The 14,758-nt window shown below is 48.3% G+C and carries 15 protein-coding genes; 11 read left to right on the forward strand and 4 right to left on the reverse strand.

The window, feature by feature from the left end; translation table 11 throughout:
* Positions 1-59 precede the first annotated feature (59 nt).
* From tolC to PRUTH_RS09440, 3 genes are all read left to right on the forward strand, one after another.
* The gene (gene tolC / locus PRUTH_RS09430) at positions 60-1,427 is read left to right on the forward strand and encodes an outer membrane channel protein TolC (RefSeq protein ID WP_151173141.1); all 1,368 of its coding nucleotides are present in this window, start codon (positions 60-62) and stop codon (positions 1,425-1,427) included.
* 90 nt (positions 1,428-1,517) lie between these two features.
* Positions 1,518-2,444: an LpxL/LpxP family Kdo(2)-lipid IV(A) lauroyl/palmitoleoyl acyltransferase gene (lpxL, locus tag PRUTH_RS09435; RefSeq protein ID WP_151173142.1), complete on the forward strand. Its 927-nt coding sequence runs from the start codon at positions 1,518-1,520 to the stop codon at positions 2,442-2,444.
* Between the two features lie 56 nt (positions 2,445-2,500).
* A complete protein-coding gene (locus PRUTH_RS09440) occupies positions 2,501-3,076 on the forward strand; it encodes a TcpQ domain-containing protein (protein ID WP_022946307.1) in 576 nt (191 codons plus the stop codon).
* Between the two features lie 6 nt (positions 3,077-3,082).
* Here PRUTH_RS09440 and glnE read toward each other — a convergent pair whose 3' ends face one another.
* Positions 3,083-5,896 (reverse strand): bifunctional [glutamate--ammonia ligase]-adenylyl-L-tyrosine phosphorylase/[glutamate--ammonia-ligase] adenylyltransferase, encoded by a 2,814-nt coding sequence (gene glnE, locus PRUTH_RS09445; RefSeq protein WP_151173143.1) that lies wholly within the window; start codon positions 5,894-5,896, stop codon positions 3,083-3,085.
* 71 nt (positions 5,897-5,967) lie between these two features.
* Here glnE and PRUTH_RS09450 point away from each other — a divergent pair, with 71 nt between their 5' ends.
* From PRUTH_RS09450 to ruvX, 6 genes are read left to right on the forward strand one after another with little or no spacing between them, the layout of a single operon-like run.
* On the forward strand, positions 5,968-6,858 hold the full coding sequence (locus PRUTH_RS09450) for a DUF350 domain-containing protein (protein ID WP_151173144.1): 891 nt from the start codon (positions 5,968-5,970) through the stop codon (positions 6,856-6,858).
* A gap of 18 nt (positions 6,859-6,876) precedes the next feature.
* A complete protein-coding gene (locus tag PRUTH_RS09455; protein WP_138588413.1) occupies positions 6,877-7,305 on the forward strand; it encodes a hypothetical protein in 429 nt (142 codons plus the stop codon).
* 37 nt (positions 7,306-7,342) lie between these two features.
* Complete coding sequence (gene rsmE / locus PRUTH_RS09460; protein ID WP_026111304.1) at positions 7,343-8,077, forward strand: 16S rRNA (uracil(1498)-N(3))-methyltransferase; 735 nt, start codon at positions 7,343-7,345, stop codon at positions 8,075-8,077.
* 54 nt (positions 8,078-8,131) lie between these two features.
* Positions 8,132-9,085, forward strand: coding sequence for a glutathione synthase (gene gshB / locus PRUTH_RS09465; RefSeq protein WP_045979570.1), 954 nt, complete (start codon positions 8,132-8,134; stop codon positions 9,083-9,085).
* 14 nt (positions 9,086-9,099) lie between these two features.
* Positions 9,100-9,657 carry a YqgE/AlgH family protein gene (locus PRUTH_RS09470; protein ID WP_022946313.1) on the forward strand — a complete coding sequence of 186 codons (558 nt, stop codon included), beginning with the start codon at positions 9,100-9,102 and terminating at the stop codon, positions 9,655-9,657.
* A complete protein-coding gene (gene ruvX, locus PRUTH_RS09475) occupies positions 9,654-10,103 on the forward strand; it encodes a Holliday junction resolvase RuvX (protein WP_022946314.1) in 450 nt (149 codons plus the stop codon). The genes PRUTH_RS09470 and ruvX overlap by 4 nt, the downstream gene beginning before the upstream one ends.
* On the opposite strand, the gene PRUTH_RS09480 is transcribed toward ruvX, so the two are convergent.
* Genes PRUTH_RS09480 through PRUTH_RS09490 form a run of 3 tightly spaced genes read right to left on the reverse strand, consistent with a single transcriptional unit; the run spans position 10,063 to position 13,160 of the window.
* Entirely contained in the window at positions 10,063-10,986 is a 924-nt protein-coding gene (locus PRUTH_RS09480; RefSeq protein ID WP_257220918.1) for a hypothetical protein, read from the reverse strand. The genes ruvX and PRUTH_RS09480 overlap by 41 nt on opposite strands.
* Positions 10,964-12,097 (reverse strand): PilT/PilU family type 4a pilus ATPase, encoded by a 1,134-nt coding sequence (locus PRUTH_RS09485; RefSeq protein WP_022946316.1) that lies wholly within the window; start codon positions 12,095-12,097, stop codon positions 10,964-10,966. The genes PRUTH_RS09480 and PRUTH_RS09485 overlap by 23 nt, the downstream gene beginning before the upstream one ends.
* Before the next feature lie 13 nt (positions 12,098-12,110).
* Positions 12,111-13,160 carry a type IV pilus twitching motility protein PilT gene (locus PRUTH_RS09490; RefSeq protein ID WP_151173145.1) on the reverse strand — a complete coding sequence of 350 codons (1,050 nt, stop codon included), beginning with the start codon at positions 13,158-13,160 and terminating at the stop codon, positions 12,111-12,113.
* Positions 13,161-13,190: 30 nt separating this feature from the next.
* Between PRUTH_RS09490 and PRUTH_RS09495 the strand changes: the two genes are divergently transcribed.
* Positions 13,191-13,877 (forward strand): YggS family pyridoxal phosphate-dependent enzyme, encoded by a 687-nt coding sequence (locus PRUTH_RS09495; RefSeq protein WP_151173146.1) that lies wholly within the window; start codon positions 13,191-13,193, stop codon positions 13,875-13,877.
* A gap of 45 nt (positions 13,878-13,922) precedes the next feature.
* A complete protein-coding gene (gene proC / locus PRUTH_RS09500; RefSeq protein WP_138547975.1) occupies positions 13,923-14,744 on the forward strand; it encodes a pyrroline-5-carboxylate reductase in 822 nt (273 codons plus the stop codon).
* Positions 14,745-14,758: the final 14 nt, after the last annotated feature.

A 14,758-nucleotide genomic window follows, 5' to 3' on the forward strand; every position in this document is an offset into this window, starting at 1 on the left:
CGCGAGAAACACGATAACATGCTCCTAATTCGCTGAATATTCTAAGGACTGTACTGATAATGAAAAAGACACTACTGACCACGCTGATTGCATTGAGCTGCAGCTTTAGCACTTACAGTCATGCTGAAGACCTAATGCAGGTGTACGAAATTGCACTTGAGAACGATCCCGTTGTTTTAAAAGCTAAAGCTAACGCCGAAGCACAAGAGCATAACACAGACCGTGCACTGAGCGCGTTGTTGCCTCAGCTTGGTTTCAGCATGGGCTACACTAAATCAGAAAGTGATAGCTACGAGTTTGATGACGACTTGCTACAACTGGTCAAGGTTGACAGCGAGCGCGATACGTTTTCTCGTGAGATTGGCTTAAGCCAAGCCATATTCGACCTTAACGCATGGCGCTCATTGGATATTGCTGAGAAGCAAGCTCTGCAACAAAAGACCGTATACGACCAAGCACAACAAGCGCTGATTGTGCGTGTCGCACAGGGCTATTTTGAAGTATTAGCTGCCATTGATACCTTAGAATTTGTGCAAGCAGAAAAACGCGCTATCGAACGCCAGCTCGAGCAAACCAAGCAGCGTTTCGCGGTAGGCCTAACTGCCATTACCGATGTACACGAAGCGCAAGCGCAATTCGATAACTCAGTCGCTCGCGAAATCGTCGCTAAAAACGATGTTGAAACAGCGCGCGAAAAGCTCCGTGAGATCACCGGTAAGTACCACGCCAAACTCGACCAGCTTGATACTGAAACTTTCTCTACGGTGAAGCCGAATAAAGCCACTGAGGATTTTGTTACTCTGGCCAAAGCGAACAACTTAGAGCTGCAAGTTGCTAAAGCATCGGTTGATATCGCCAAACAACAAATCGATTTGGCGCAAACAGGTCACTATCCGAAGTTGACCCTCAATGCAGCCTACGGCGATTCATTAGTTGATAGTGAGCGTACTATCATGGGCCAAACCGTTGTTAATGACCATGTTCCGCGTGGCGACACAGCGTCAGTGGGCTTAAACTTCGAACTTCCGCTTTACTCTGGTGGAGCAACAGTGGCTTCAACTGACCAAGCACGTGCCCTTTATGTTGTTGCCAGTGAAGACTTAGAAGCGACCCTGCGCGGGGTAACGCGAACCACGATTACCTCTTATAACCAAGTGGTGTCTGATATCGCTACCTACAAAGCATTGGAGCAAGCTGTGGTTTCCGCAGAAAGCGCCTTACAGGCCACGGAAGCTGGTTTCGAAGTGGGTACACGAACCATTGTTGATGTATTGATTAGCACCCAGAACCTTTACAATGCCAAACGTAACTTAGCCGATGTGCGTTACCGCTATGTAGTATCGACTCTGGCACTGAAACAAGCTGCGGGCACGCTTACCGCTGAGGACCTAAAGGCAATAAATCAAGGCCTGAAGCCACAAAGCTAACGCGTCAAGATAAAGCCAGTGCCCAGCACTGGCTTTGTTATATGAATAACGTATACTGTCCGCCATCTACAACGGTGAATAACAACTACAGTGGTCAACAAAGCAACTTTCCAACTTGCCTTCTTAACCCCCAAGTATTGGCCAAGCTGGCTCTCCATTTTTTTACTTTACACCCTTAGCTGGCTACCACAATCCTGGCAATTAGCCTTAGGGCGTGCATTAGGTCGTTTAGTGCATCGGTTTGTAAAAAAACGCCGAAAAATTGCTGAAGTCAACATTGCCTTATGCTACCCAGAGTTAACAGAAGCCGAGCGCGCCGAGTTGGTGCTTAAGAATATGGAAAACACCGGCATGGCCATTTTTGAAAGTGCCATGGCATGGTGGTGGCCCGCATGGCGAGTAAAACGAGTGATGGGGTCCATCACCGGATTAGAGCATGTAGATCAAGCCAATAAAGACGGTAAAGGTGTGCTGTTATTGGTGCCTCATATTCTGCATTTAGAAATGGCCTCTCGCGTAATGGGATTAGAGCGCCAAGGCGTGGCTTTTTATCGCCCCCATAACAATGCCTTAATGGATTACTTTACCGCCAAGGGACGTTTGCGTTCGAACGAGTATTTGGTTGGAAAGCGTGATGTTAAGTCTTTACTTAAAGCTCTAAAAGATAAAAAGTTTTGCTACTACCTGCCGGACCAAGATTATGGCCGCAATCGCAGTGTTTTTGCGCCTTTTTTTGCCGTCAAAGAGGCAGCAACCACCACAGGTACACTATTATTTGCAAATAGTCGCCATTGCCGAACACTGAGCATTATGACTCACCGAGACGCACAGGGAAAATATCACCTCGCGGTGCAACCTCCGCTAGAGAACTTCCCCAGTGGCGATGATGTGCATGATGTCACGCAAGTAAACCAGCGTATGGAGCAAGCCATTAATAATGCACCTGAGCAATATATGTGGTTACACCGGCGCTTTAAGACGCGCCCTGACGAGCATGCACCGTCTTATTATCGCTAGTCAATATCAACAATGACCAACTATGCTTAACAATAACAACATCATCAGGAGTAGCTATGTGGTTTTGGATTAAACATTTATCACTGGCTTTTATTCTTATTTTAGCCGCCGCCTATTTTTTACTCGGCGATGGCCCTGTATTTCAAGTAAGGGAAGACAGCAACCCAGCCGCCAAAGGGTTGTCACAATTTTACGCTAACATCAAAAACACCGTGCGCAATGCCACTGAACGTGAAAAGTATGTTATCGAGCTGGGCGAGCCTAAAGACGACATCACGCGCATGCTGGAGCAACGTGTCGGTGTGGTGCAACCCACTGATATTCGCTGGCAAGGGCAAGTTAAAAGTCGTCGCTTTGCCGCTGGGGCTACACTGCGCAAGGTGATGTCTGACTTCGCCAAGGAAGAAGGTATCGCCTTTTACTGGTACTTAAATAAAGACTACGTAGTGAAGCACCCTTTTCGCGTGGACGACACTTTTGTATCAACGCTCTACCAAGTAGGCAAAGCGATTGACAGTGATTTTGAATACGAGGTACAGACCTTCTATTGCCACCGCGAGCGCGCGGCCGTGATCACCGAGCGCCCCTCACCTTATATTCGCGAAAACTGTAAAAAGATGTCTCGCGCTTAATGCCCCTCATTTGGGAGCAGCAAAAAGTTGCTCCCAGATTTGGCTGACCGAGGCGATTTCATCTTGCAGCTCTATTTTGGCAACCATTTTCTCTTGATTGCGTAAACTCAGTACATGATATAAGCCCCGATAGTGGCAATAAGCGTGTATAAGCTGCTGTGTCTGACGTTCGCTGATACAGCCACAGTGCGCCGCCGCTTCCAAAATGCGGATATTATCTGAATACTCGAGTAATGCAGGATGGTGGTGCGCATGGGCTAAAACCAAAAATTGAGTGATGAATTCAATATCGGTCATCCCACCAACACCCTGCTTCAAATCAAGCATAAACTCGTTTTCCCGGTTTAAATGCCGTCGCATTTTTTCCCGCATGGCGGTCACGTCGTCGCGAAGCGGTGCTATCTGCCGCGCTTGCGCTAATATCTCTATACGGATTTCACTAAATCGTTGGCGTAGCGCGCTGATTCCATAGACCATGCGGGCGCGCACCAAGGCCTGATGCTCCCAAGTCCAAGCTTGAGTTTGCTGGTAGTGAAGAAAGCTCTCAATATTGATGGCTAACAAGCCAGATGACCCTTCAGGGCGCAAGCGGGTATCGAGTTCATATAAAATGCCGGAGCTGGTGCGCGTGTTAAACAGGTGCATCAAGCGCTGCGCTAGTTTTAAATAAAACTGCCGTGCGGAAATCGACTTATCACCGTCGGTGCTGCTGTCGCCATCGTGGTTGTGAACAAAAACTAAATCGAGGTCAGAGTCATAACCTAACTCCAATCCGCCCGCCTTACCGTAGGCTATTACGGCAAAGCCCTTATGTTGCTCATCGGTGCCGGGGACTTTGCCAAAGCGCGCCACCATTTGCTGCCAGGCAAGGTTAACTGCCTGTTCTATAATCGCCTCCGCTAACGCGCTGAGGTGGTCGCTGACTTTCATTACTGGCAACGCACCGGTCGCATCCGCCGCAGCGATACGTAATTGCTGGGTTTGCTTAAACTGCCTGAGCGCCTCCATCTGCATTTCTAAGTCATGCTCATCAATGCGTAAAAAATATTGGCGGATCTCGTTACTATAGGCATCCAAAGGGAAAGGGTTGTAAAGCTCCGCAGGGTCAATAAGCTCATCCAACAGAATCGGATAATGAGCAATATGTTCGCCAATCCAACGACTGTGCGCACACAAGCGTACTAATTGCTGGAGAGCCCCTGGGTTTTCAAGTAGTAACTCTAAATAGGCGGTGCGCGACATAATTTTATCGAGCACATTGGTGACCAAGGCCACGACCTCACCACATGCGTGAGCATGCTGCAGCTGTTGCAACACATGGGGCATTAATTTATCCAGTGTGTCTCTGCCACGTTTACCTATAGGCTGTTTGCTTACGCGCTCATGAAAGTGATTCAGGGGTCCCTGCCAGCTCATACGCTGCTGGGCATTGGCAATCACATCACTGAGGGCCTCGGTATCGTTATGCTCCCACGCCAGGGTATAGCTGTCATCCAAGTCATCACCCTGCTCTGGCTCAAAGCCAATGACTTGTTCAAATTCATCGCGTATGCGCCCCATCGCCGCCTCAATAACTGCACGACTGTGTTCTTCATTAGCTTGATTGAGCAATGTATTTAATCGCAGCCAATCACGTTGTGACTGCGGTAATTGCTGGGTCTGCTCATCATTAAAGGCTTGCAGATATTGTTCTACCTGGCGCAGCAACGCATAGTCTTGCCATAGTTGCTGCTGTTGCCCGTCAGTAAAAACCCCGAGCTCTGTCAGTGCTGCCAACGCTTTAGCTAAGCTTTGAGTTTGTAGTTGCGGCTCTCGACCTCCTCTGATCAGCTGCAGTGCCTGAACAATAAATTCCACTTCTCGAATACCACCAGCGCCCAACTTGATATTGTCTTGTAAGCCTTTACGGCGTACCTCTTGGGCAATCAGTGATTTCATCTTGCGCAATGACTCAATCACTGAGAAATCAATATATCGGCGATAAACGAACGGTCTTAGCATCTCGTTAAACTCATGCACATAGTTACATGGCGCGTGAATGAATCGGCCTTTGAGCATGGCGTAGCGCTCCCACTCTCGGCCTTGCTCTTGATAGTACGCCTCCATTGCCGAAAAGCTCATGACTAAAGGACCACTGTCCCCAAAGGGACGCAGACGCATATCGACGCGGAAAACTCGCCCATCTACGGTATGTTGGTCTAAGGCAGCAATCACTTTTTGCGCCACCTTAGTGTAAAACACCTGCGCTTCAATACTGCGCCGCCCGCCTTGGGTGGGGGTGTTAAGGGGGTAAATGAAGATAAGGTCGATATCGGACGAGTAATTAAGCTCCTTTCCGCCCAGCTTGCCCATACCTAAAATCATCATGGCGATCGGGTGGCCGTGTTCGTCCACAGGTGCGCCATTAACTTTAGCTACCTGAGCGAAGGCCCATCGATTGGCTGCGTCTATCAGCGTATCACTTAAAGCAGACACATAAGCCATGGAGTCAGCGATGTCGTTGCCGCATACCAAATCGAGATAAGCAACCTTTAGCCAATACTGCTGGCGGTAACGACGCAACATGGTTAATGCCTGAGTTTCTGACACATCACTTAACTGCTGCGGCAAAGGATCCGGCACCGCACGACACTGCTGTTGCTCGGGGTCAACAAGCCACGCTCCCCACTGTTTATGGGTACTGAGTACATCGTAGGCAAAGTCGCTAAGCGCTAGCAGTTGCAACAAATCGTTGTCTATTTCTGTGTCGCCATATATCTGTTCATAGCGATCTTTACCAAGTTGCTGTAATTGCGAATTAAAACCAGAAGGTGCAGTCATAGATACCGCTCTCTTTTAAGTTAGGGCCAACCGTACTAGAATGAAAACAAAGTTCCTTTTCGGCTGCCAGTATGACGTATTTTTCTTTGTCAAACGAGTCCTTATATACCTTTGCTATTAGCTTCGTAGCTATTGCTGCGGTGCTGTTTGCACTGCGTATTTACACCCAAGTCAGAGCGCGGCAGGCCTTAAAAGAAGAGCTCGCCCAGCGTGATAACTTTGCGCTGGGAATTAGCTATGCCAGTTACCTGCTCTCGTTAGTGCTGATTATCGGCTACCTAGTGGATGACTTTTCACTGACGGTGATGCGCGAAGAGCCGTGGAAAGTGCCGCTTTTGTTAATACTGATGCTACTTTTTACAAAAGTTGGCCAAGCTATTCATCGAAAATGGATTCTCAGTCGTTTTAATGAAGAGAAGGCTATTTTAAAGCAGAACGTGTGCGCCGCCTTAGTCGACTCGGGAATGTTATTAGGAAATAGCATTGTGGTTATAGGTTTGGTCAGTTGGTCTCAAACTAACAGCATGTATTCTTTGCTTGTGGTGTTTGTAAACTTCTTATTTTTGCAGGGCTTATTTGCCCTAGATAGCAAAGTGCGCGAAGCTCGCTTTGCTAAGGTAAACCAAGGCGCATCGCTGCAAAGTAACTTTAACTTGGAAAATACCTCAATCGGTATTCGTTACGCAGGCAAATCTGTAGGTATGGCTCTGACCCTTTACGCAGGTCTAGCCAGCGCCAATTACTACAGCGGCAAGATGGTAGAAAATGTCTTTACATTGGCTGTGCACTGCGGTCTGATGTGGTTATTGGTCAATGCCATGGCTCGCGCCGTGTTGTTGATCGTACTTTATCGTGTCGACACCGGGGTCGAGGTTGATCACCAAGACAATGTTGGCATTGCTGCAGTGGTGTTTTCTGTATACTGTGCCATGGGCTATTTGCTGATTCAGTTTTTCGCCTAGTGGCAACGGAGAGAATGAATGGATAAGGATCTTAGCAACTATTTACTCATCGACAGCGATCCGCTGTTGAGCCGAGCCTTTTGCGCCAATCCCTATGCGCACACAGTGATAGTTGCTGGAGCGAACACCCGTCATATGGTTAAGCTTATGTTTGACCAGCAGGTAAAGGATTATTGTTATTGTGACTTTGATAACGAAATCAGTGTAGCTGAATTATCAAGTTACGCCTCGCGACACCATAGCGTTGCTGGCGTGCTGGTGTTTGCCTGCGCCTATGAAAGTGCTAGCAATTCCTTTAAATGGGTCATTGATTCGTTACATGAAAATCGGTTATTAATTAATAAGCAAGGCGCTGATTACCACCTTACACCACTGACTACGCCCTATCACCAAAATCACCTCAGCTGTAATCAGGATCCTGATATACTTGCGCATTTAGGCGACTAGTTTAGACTGTCGCAAAATCCTGATGATGGACAGCGTAATGAGAATTCCGCATATTTTCGAGCCGACCATAGGCGCTTTAGGTACAGACTTTAATTTAAGTGATGATGCAGCTGGGCACGTAGGCCGTGTGTTGCGCATGCAAGTTGGCGATCAACTGCGGCTGTTTAACGGCCACGGTGGTGAATATCACTGTGAAATCGTTGATAGCAGCAAAAAATACGTGACCGTTCGCTGTATAGAGTTTATCGATAGTGAATGTGAATCTCCCCTTGCTATCCATCTTGGGCAAGTGATCTCCCGTGGCGATAAGATGGACTTTACCATTCAAAAGTCGGTGGAGCTCGGGGTGAGCGAAATTACCCCGCTATTTAGTGAGCGCTGTGGGGTTAAGCTCAATGGCGAACGCTTAGCAAAGAAGCATCAACAATGGCAGAAAATCGCTATCGCCGCAGCCGAGCAATGTGGTCGTAATCGTATTACCACCATTCACCCGCCAATCGCTCTGGAGCAATGGCTAACCCAGCCGAGCGACGCCACTAAGCTTACGTTACATCCTCGCGCGCAGCACAGCATTAAAACTATGCCGGCGCCAAGTGCGGGTGTGCGCTTTTTAGTTGGCCCTGAAGGCGGCTTTACCGATGCAGAGATCCACAGCAGTCATGAGCATGGCTTTATGGATATTCGCATAGGTCCACGCGTCTTGCGCACAGAAACGGCGGCTTTAACGGTCTTAAGTGCGTTACAGATGCAGTTTGGTGATTTAGCGAATTGAATTTACTGCGCGCCAACCCCATAAAATAATTAGATTGATTAAACGAGTAGAGCAATGGCAATTAAACTGGGCATTATCAGCGACCCAATTTCTGGGTTTAATATTAAAAAAGACACCGGCTTTGCAATGATGCTGGAAGCCGAAAAGCGCGGCTATGAATTGTATTATATGGAAATGGACGATCTGTTTCTGCGCCAAGGTGAAGCTTTTGCTCACGCTGCTCGCGCCCATGTGTTTGATAATGCCGAGAAGTGGTATGACTTAGCGCCGCAACAGGACATTGCTTTAGGCGATCTCGATATTATTTTAATGCGCAAAGACCCACCTTTTGATACCGAATACATCTACGCCACCTATATCTTAGAGCGCGCAGAACTGGCTGGCGCCTTAGTCGTTAATAAACCGCAAAGCCTGCGTGATGCCAACGAAAAGCTTTATACCGCCTGGTTTAGCGAATTTACTCCAGACACCTTAGTGACCCGCTCGGCGAAGCAGATCCGCGCCTTCTTGGCTGAACATGGTGATATCATTATGAAGCCACTCGATGGCATGGGCGGCGCCTCTATTTTTCGAGTCAAAGAAGACGACGCCAATATCGGTGTGATCATCGAGACCCTGACTGAGCATGGCAAGCGTTATGCTATGATCCAAAACTATATTCCTGCCATTAAAGACGGCGACAAACGAGTCTTAGTCGTTGATGGCGAAGTGGTTCCCTACTGCTTAGCGCGTATTCCTCAAAAAGGCGAAACGCGAGGCAATCTCGCCGCTGGTGGTCGCGGTGAGGTGCGCCCTCTTACCGATGATGAGCGCCGTATCGCTGAGACACTGGCGCCAACGCTAAAGGCCAAGGGACTATTATTCGTGGGTCTGGATATTATTGGTGACAAACTCACCGAAGTGAACGTTACCGCGCCAACATGCGTTAAAGAAATAGAGGCTGAGAGCAACTTTTCTGTCACCGCATTGTTTTTTGACGCGCTTGAGCGCAATTTAACAACTTCTTAATCGTGGAGATGTCTATGCAGTCATTAACCAACCACTTTTTGGTCGCCATGCCCTCGTTACAAGAGCCATTCTTCAAACACGCAGTGGCCTATATTTGCGAGCATAACGACGAAGGCGCCATGGGTTTGGTGATTAACCAACCTATTGATGTCACGGTGGGTGAGTTATTGGACAAAATAGACATCGACAACGATAAAAACCAACAAGCCGCTGGACGCCAGGTGTTTGCTGGCGGACCGGTGAAAACGGACCGAGGCTTTGTGCTGCACACGCCTAAGCCGGGCTACGCATCATCGCAAAGTTTAAGCTCCGAGATAATGATCACCACCTCCAAAGACGTGCTTGCGAGTCTCACCACCGAGGATGCACCGGAGCAATTTATCATCACCTTAGGTTATGCCGGTTGGTCTGAGGGTCAGTTAGAGCAAGAGCTGTTGGAAAACTCGTGGTTAATTATGGAAGCCGACCCCGAGGTTATTTTCAATACCCCCATCAACGAGCGCTGGCATAAAGCCTTAGAACTTATGGGTATTGATGCTAATAAGCTTAGTTTGGAGGCGGGTCACGCATGAGTGAGTCCTCAAGCTCTAAAATGGGCCAGCGCAGTGTAATGGGCTTTGATTTTGGTACCAAGAGTATTGGCGCCGCCATCGGCCAAGAGTTAACAGGTACTGCTAATGGCCTGCGCGCTATCAAGGCTCGTGATGGTATTCCTAATTGGGATGATGTTCGTACCCTGGTCGATGAATGGCAGCCAGACTTGTTAGTGGTAGGCTTACCACTGAATATGGATGGCAGCGAGCAAGAGCTCACGCGCCGGGCACGCAAGTTTGCCAATCGCCTGCACAATCAAACGGGGTTGCCAGTACAAACCCAAGATGAACGACTAACCACGGCCGCCGCCAAGGAGCAGCTATTCGCCGAGGGCGGCTATCGAAACCTAAGTAAAGGCAATATTGATAATGCCTCTGCGGTGCTTATTCTGGAGAGCTTTTTTGCCGCTCAAGGGGGCTATTAAGCACGGCCATCTGCGTTAAATCAGGAATAAACCCCGCTTGCTCGTAAGCTGCTCGAATTCGGCCCTGCTCGCGCAGTTTGGCCAGCCCTTTTTGGAGTGCTTTAAAGGCCTGCTGACCTTGGGGGTGATTACGAGACACTACGAAGTGACGGCTGTCTTTTATTTGCACAACAAAGTGCGGATGCGCCTTCAGTGATATGTTATCCAGCTGGTAATGGTTATTATACTGAGGCATCAGTGGCATCAACATAAAGTCGACCCACAGCATCGACACCATGCGCGCTTGCGATAACCATTCATCTTCCTTAATCATGCGTTTCAACGGCAGTGCCTGCAAGGTGCGCCAATCACTGCGCCAGCGCGGCGTAGATACAGCGGTGAGTGCGGTCATATCGGCCAGCGATGTTATACTCTGCACCCGCGTGTTATCTGGGTGACTATAAATACCCGCATAATACTCACCTTGACGGATCACCGCATCGCTGACAAAAACCGCCTCACTGAGTATTAGCGCATCAGCACGCCAATAGGTATCAAAACTAATTAATAATTTACCTTGTTCCAGCAACCGCGTATTACGAAAATTAATCTTGCCGACACGGTAGTTAAAAGTGTACTCGAAGCCGCCTAGACGCAGCGCTTGCTGCGCCACTATCATATCGACCACATCCCGACGCACACGCTTACCGCTAAAGTCGCTGACGGCTAAGGGCGAGCGCCCAGCCAAAAAAGCTACATAATCGGTATAAACATCATCACGCAAATAGATGTCAATGCTTTGCTCTCTGCCCTGAGCAGGCAGTAGCACGGTGAGTATCAGCGCGTAAAAAAACGCCCTGATACTTTTTACGCTTGAGCGTTTAGCTATCGCTATCGTCGCCAAGGCCGTCCACCGTTACCCCTTGTAGGAAGCCTGCACCTTGTTGTTCGTTGTTACGAAGCTTAATCATCAAACGAAGATCGTTCGGTGAGTCAGCGTGGTGCAGTGCATCGGCGTAGTTGATGAGGTTTTGCTTGTACAGATCAAACAGCGCTTGGTCGAAGGTTTGCATGCCCATTTCTTTGGACTTAGCCATCACCTCTTTGATGGAGCCGATTTCGCCTTTTTTGATCAGCTCGGCAATCATCGGTGAGTTTAGTAACACCTCAATCGCTGCCACACGACCATTACCATCTGTGGTAGGGATCAGCTGCTGAGCAATAATAGCGCGCAAGTTAAGGGCTAAATCATATTTGAGCTTGTCGTGCTTTTCCTTGGGCACCAAGTGCATAATACGGTCAATGGCTTGGTTGGCATTGTTGGCGTGCAAGGTAGCAACACACAGGTGGCCAGTTTCAGCGAAGCTTAACGCATATTCCATGGTTTCTTGCGAGCGGATCTCACCAATGAGAATTACATCCGGCGCCTGACGCAGCGAGCTCTTCAGTGCAGCCTCAAAACTCTCGGTATCAAGTCCAACCTCACGTTGGGTAATGATACTTTTGTTATGCTCGTGTACGAATTCAATTGGATCCTCAATGGTAAGGATATGGCCTTTTTGGTTGCGGTTACGATAACCCAGTAGCGCCGCCAATGAGGTTGACTTACCGGTGCCGGTACCACCGACGAACAGCACTAGACCACGTTTTTTCATGATCACATCGGTAAGCACTGAAGGCAGACCGAGTTCATTAACGTCGGGTATGGTGGTAACGATACGACGAATAACCATCCCCGCCTGATCACGTTGCCAAAATGCCGAGATACGGAAACGTCCCTCATCGGTGGCAATGGCAAAGTTACATTCTTTAGAGTTATGAAACTCATTGATTTGTTTATCGGACATTGCCGACTCTACCAAGGTCAATGCCTCATCATCACTGAGCACATAGTCATCAAGGGGGGTGAGCTCGCCATTCACTTTGGCACTCACCGGCAAATGCGTAGAAACAAATAAATCCGATGCCTGCAAGGCGATCATCTTCTGCAAATAATGCGCTAAAGGTTGTATCATGGTGTTAATCCTACTACTGACCCGACATTCCGAATTGGGTCTTATCATGGGCTTTCGCCTGTGCTGCCTGTGTGCTGATAAGGCCACGGTTTAGCAAGTTTTGTAAGCACTGGTCCATGGTCTGCATACCATGCGCAGCGCCAGTTTGAATCGACGAGTACATCTGCGCGATTTTATCTTCACGAATAAGGTTTCGTATCGCTGGGATACCTATCATAATCTCGTGTGCCGCAATTCGCCCGCCCGACACTTTTTTCAACAGTGTTTGCGAGATAACCGCGCGCAGTGATTCTGAAAGCATCGAACGCACCATGTCTTTTTCTTCACCGGGGAAGACGTCGATGATACGGTCAATGGTCTTTGGTGCTGAGGTGGTGTGCAAGGTGCCAAACACTAAGTGACCTGTTTCTGCGGCGGTCATCGCTAGGCGAATGGTTTCTAAGTCCCGCAGCTCACCGACCAAGATAACGTCGGGGTCTTCACGCAACGCACTGCGCAAGGCATTGTTAAAGCTGTGCGTATCACGGTGAACTTCCCGCTGGTTAATCAAGCTTAGCTTGTTTTGGTGTACGAATTCTATCGGGTCCTCAATGGTGAGGATATGGTCGTGGCGTGATTTATTGATGTAATCAATCATCGCCGCCAAGGTGGTTGATTTACCCGAACCTGTTGGCCCAGTCACCAATACCAGACCACGCGGGTTTTCCGAGATGGTTTTAAATATCTCCGGCGCGCCCAAATCATCCAAGGTCAGCACCTCATTGGGGATGGTACGAAACACCGCTGCTGGGCCTCGGTTAGAATTAAAGGCGTTAACACGAAAACGCGCTAAGCCAGGAACCTCGAACGAGAAATCCACTTCTAGGTTTTCTTCGTATTCTTTGCGCTGTTTATCGTTCATAATGTCGTAGACAAGGCCGCTGACTTCCTTGGCCTCAAGCACGGGAATGTTAATACGGCGCACGTCGCCGTCGACACGAATCATCGGCGATACACCGGCTGAAAGGTGTAAATCCGAGGCCTTGTGTTGCACACTAAAGGCCAATAATTCAGTAATATCCATAACAGGACTCCACAACTAACTGATAACTTTATGGTTACAATAGCAGAACGACTCGATGCCGCCTACGCCCGAATCGCTACGGCGGCAAAAAAATGCAATCGCGATGAAAAAGACATCACTTTAATCGCCGTTTCTAAGAAAAAACCCTTAGAAGATATTTTAGCGGCTTTTGATCATGGTCACCGAGAATTTGCTGAATCCTATGTCCAAGAAGGTGTTGAGAAGGTGCAGGCACTTAACGACCATAAGACAATAGTATGGCATTTTATAGGCCCCATTCAGAGTAATAAAACCAAAGCGATTGCCGAGCACTTCCACTGGGTGCAAAGCGTTGATAGGGAAAAAATTGCTCGGCGTTTAAATGAGCAGCGTCCCACGAATATGAAACCGCTCAATATTCTCATTCAAGTGAATATTGATAACGACGATAATAAGTCTGGCTGTGCAGTAGCACAATTGCCGCAGTTGGCTGAACTCGTTAACAATAGCCGACAGCTGCACCTGCGTGGATTAATGGCAATCCCAGCAAAAACCGACAGTTTCGATGCGCAACTGCAATCTTTTGAGAAATTAAAGGCTTGCTTTGATAAACTACAGACCCAATATCCACAGCTAGATACCTTGTCCATGGGCATGAGTGCTGATGTGGATGCGGCCATCGCCGCCGGTTCAACCATGGTCCGAGTGGGCACTGCTATATTTGGAGAGCGCAGCTAGGACGTTGAATCGTATATTCTAATAACACAACAAGTTGAGGTTTATATGTCACAAAAAACCATCGCGTTTATTGGTACTGGAAACATGAGCTACGCCATTATTGGCGGCATGGTGAAAAACGGTTTTGCGAAAGAACGCATTATTGCTACCAACCGTAATCAGGAAAAACTCGCGAAGGTCGCCGCTGACTTTGGTGTACAAACCACCTCGGATAACGTTGAAGCGATTGAAAAGGCCGATGTCATCGTGTTGTCGGTTAAGCCACAAATGATGGCGGATTTAGCGCAAAGTTTTATTGATGCTGGTGTTGATTTTAGCGGCAAAGTGTTTATTTCCGTGGCGGCGGGTATTACTGTTGCGCGCTTACAAGAAATGCTCGGCCAACCAGTGAAAATGGTGCGCTGCATGCCAAACACGCCTTCATTATTGGGCCGTGGTGTATCAGGCCTGTATGCTGAAGGTATCAATGAGCAAGAACGCGACTTTATTCAAAGTGTATTTGAATGCACCGGTATCGCTGTATGGGTTGATGAAGAGACGCAAATTAACAACATTATTGCTGTTACTGGCTCTTCACCTGCATACTTCTTCTTATTTATGGAAGCCATTGAAGAAAAAGCTAAGGCACTAGGCTTTGATGAGCAACAAGCTCGAGCACTAGTACAACAAACAGCTTTGGGTGCAGCGGAGATGGCCTTGTCGCAGGACGATATTAGCATTTCGCAACTGCGCGCTAACGTCACCTCTAAGGGCGGTACCACCCACGCTGCCGTTGAGCACCTCAAAGACCAAGGCCTAGTACAGACTGTTGCCGGAGCCATGGATGCCTGTATTGCCCGTGCCCAAGAGATGGAAAAAGAAATTTAACTTGCGAAGAGACT

The sequence above is a fragment of the Pseudoalteromonas ruthenica genome (assembly GCF_008808095.1).
GTDB lineage: Bacteria > Pseudomonadota > Gammaproteobacteria > Enterobacterales > Alteromonadaceae > Pseudoalteromonas > Pseudoalteromonas ruthenica.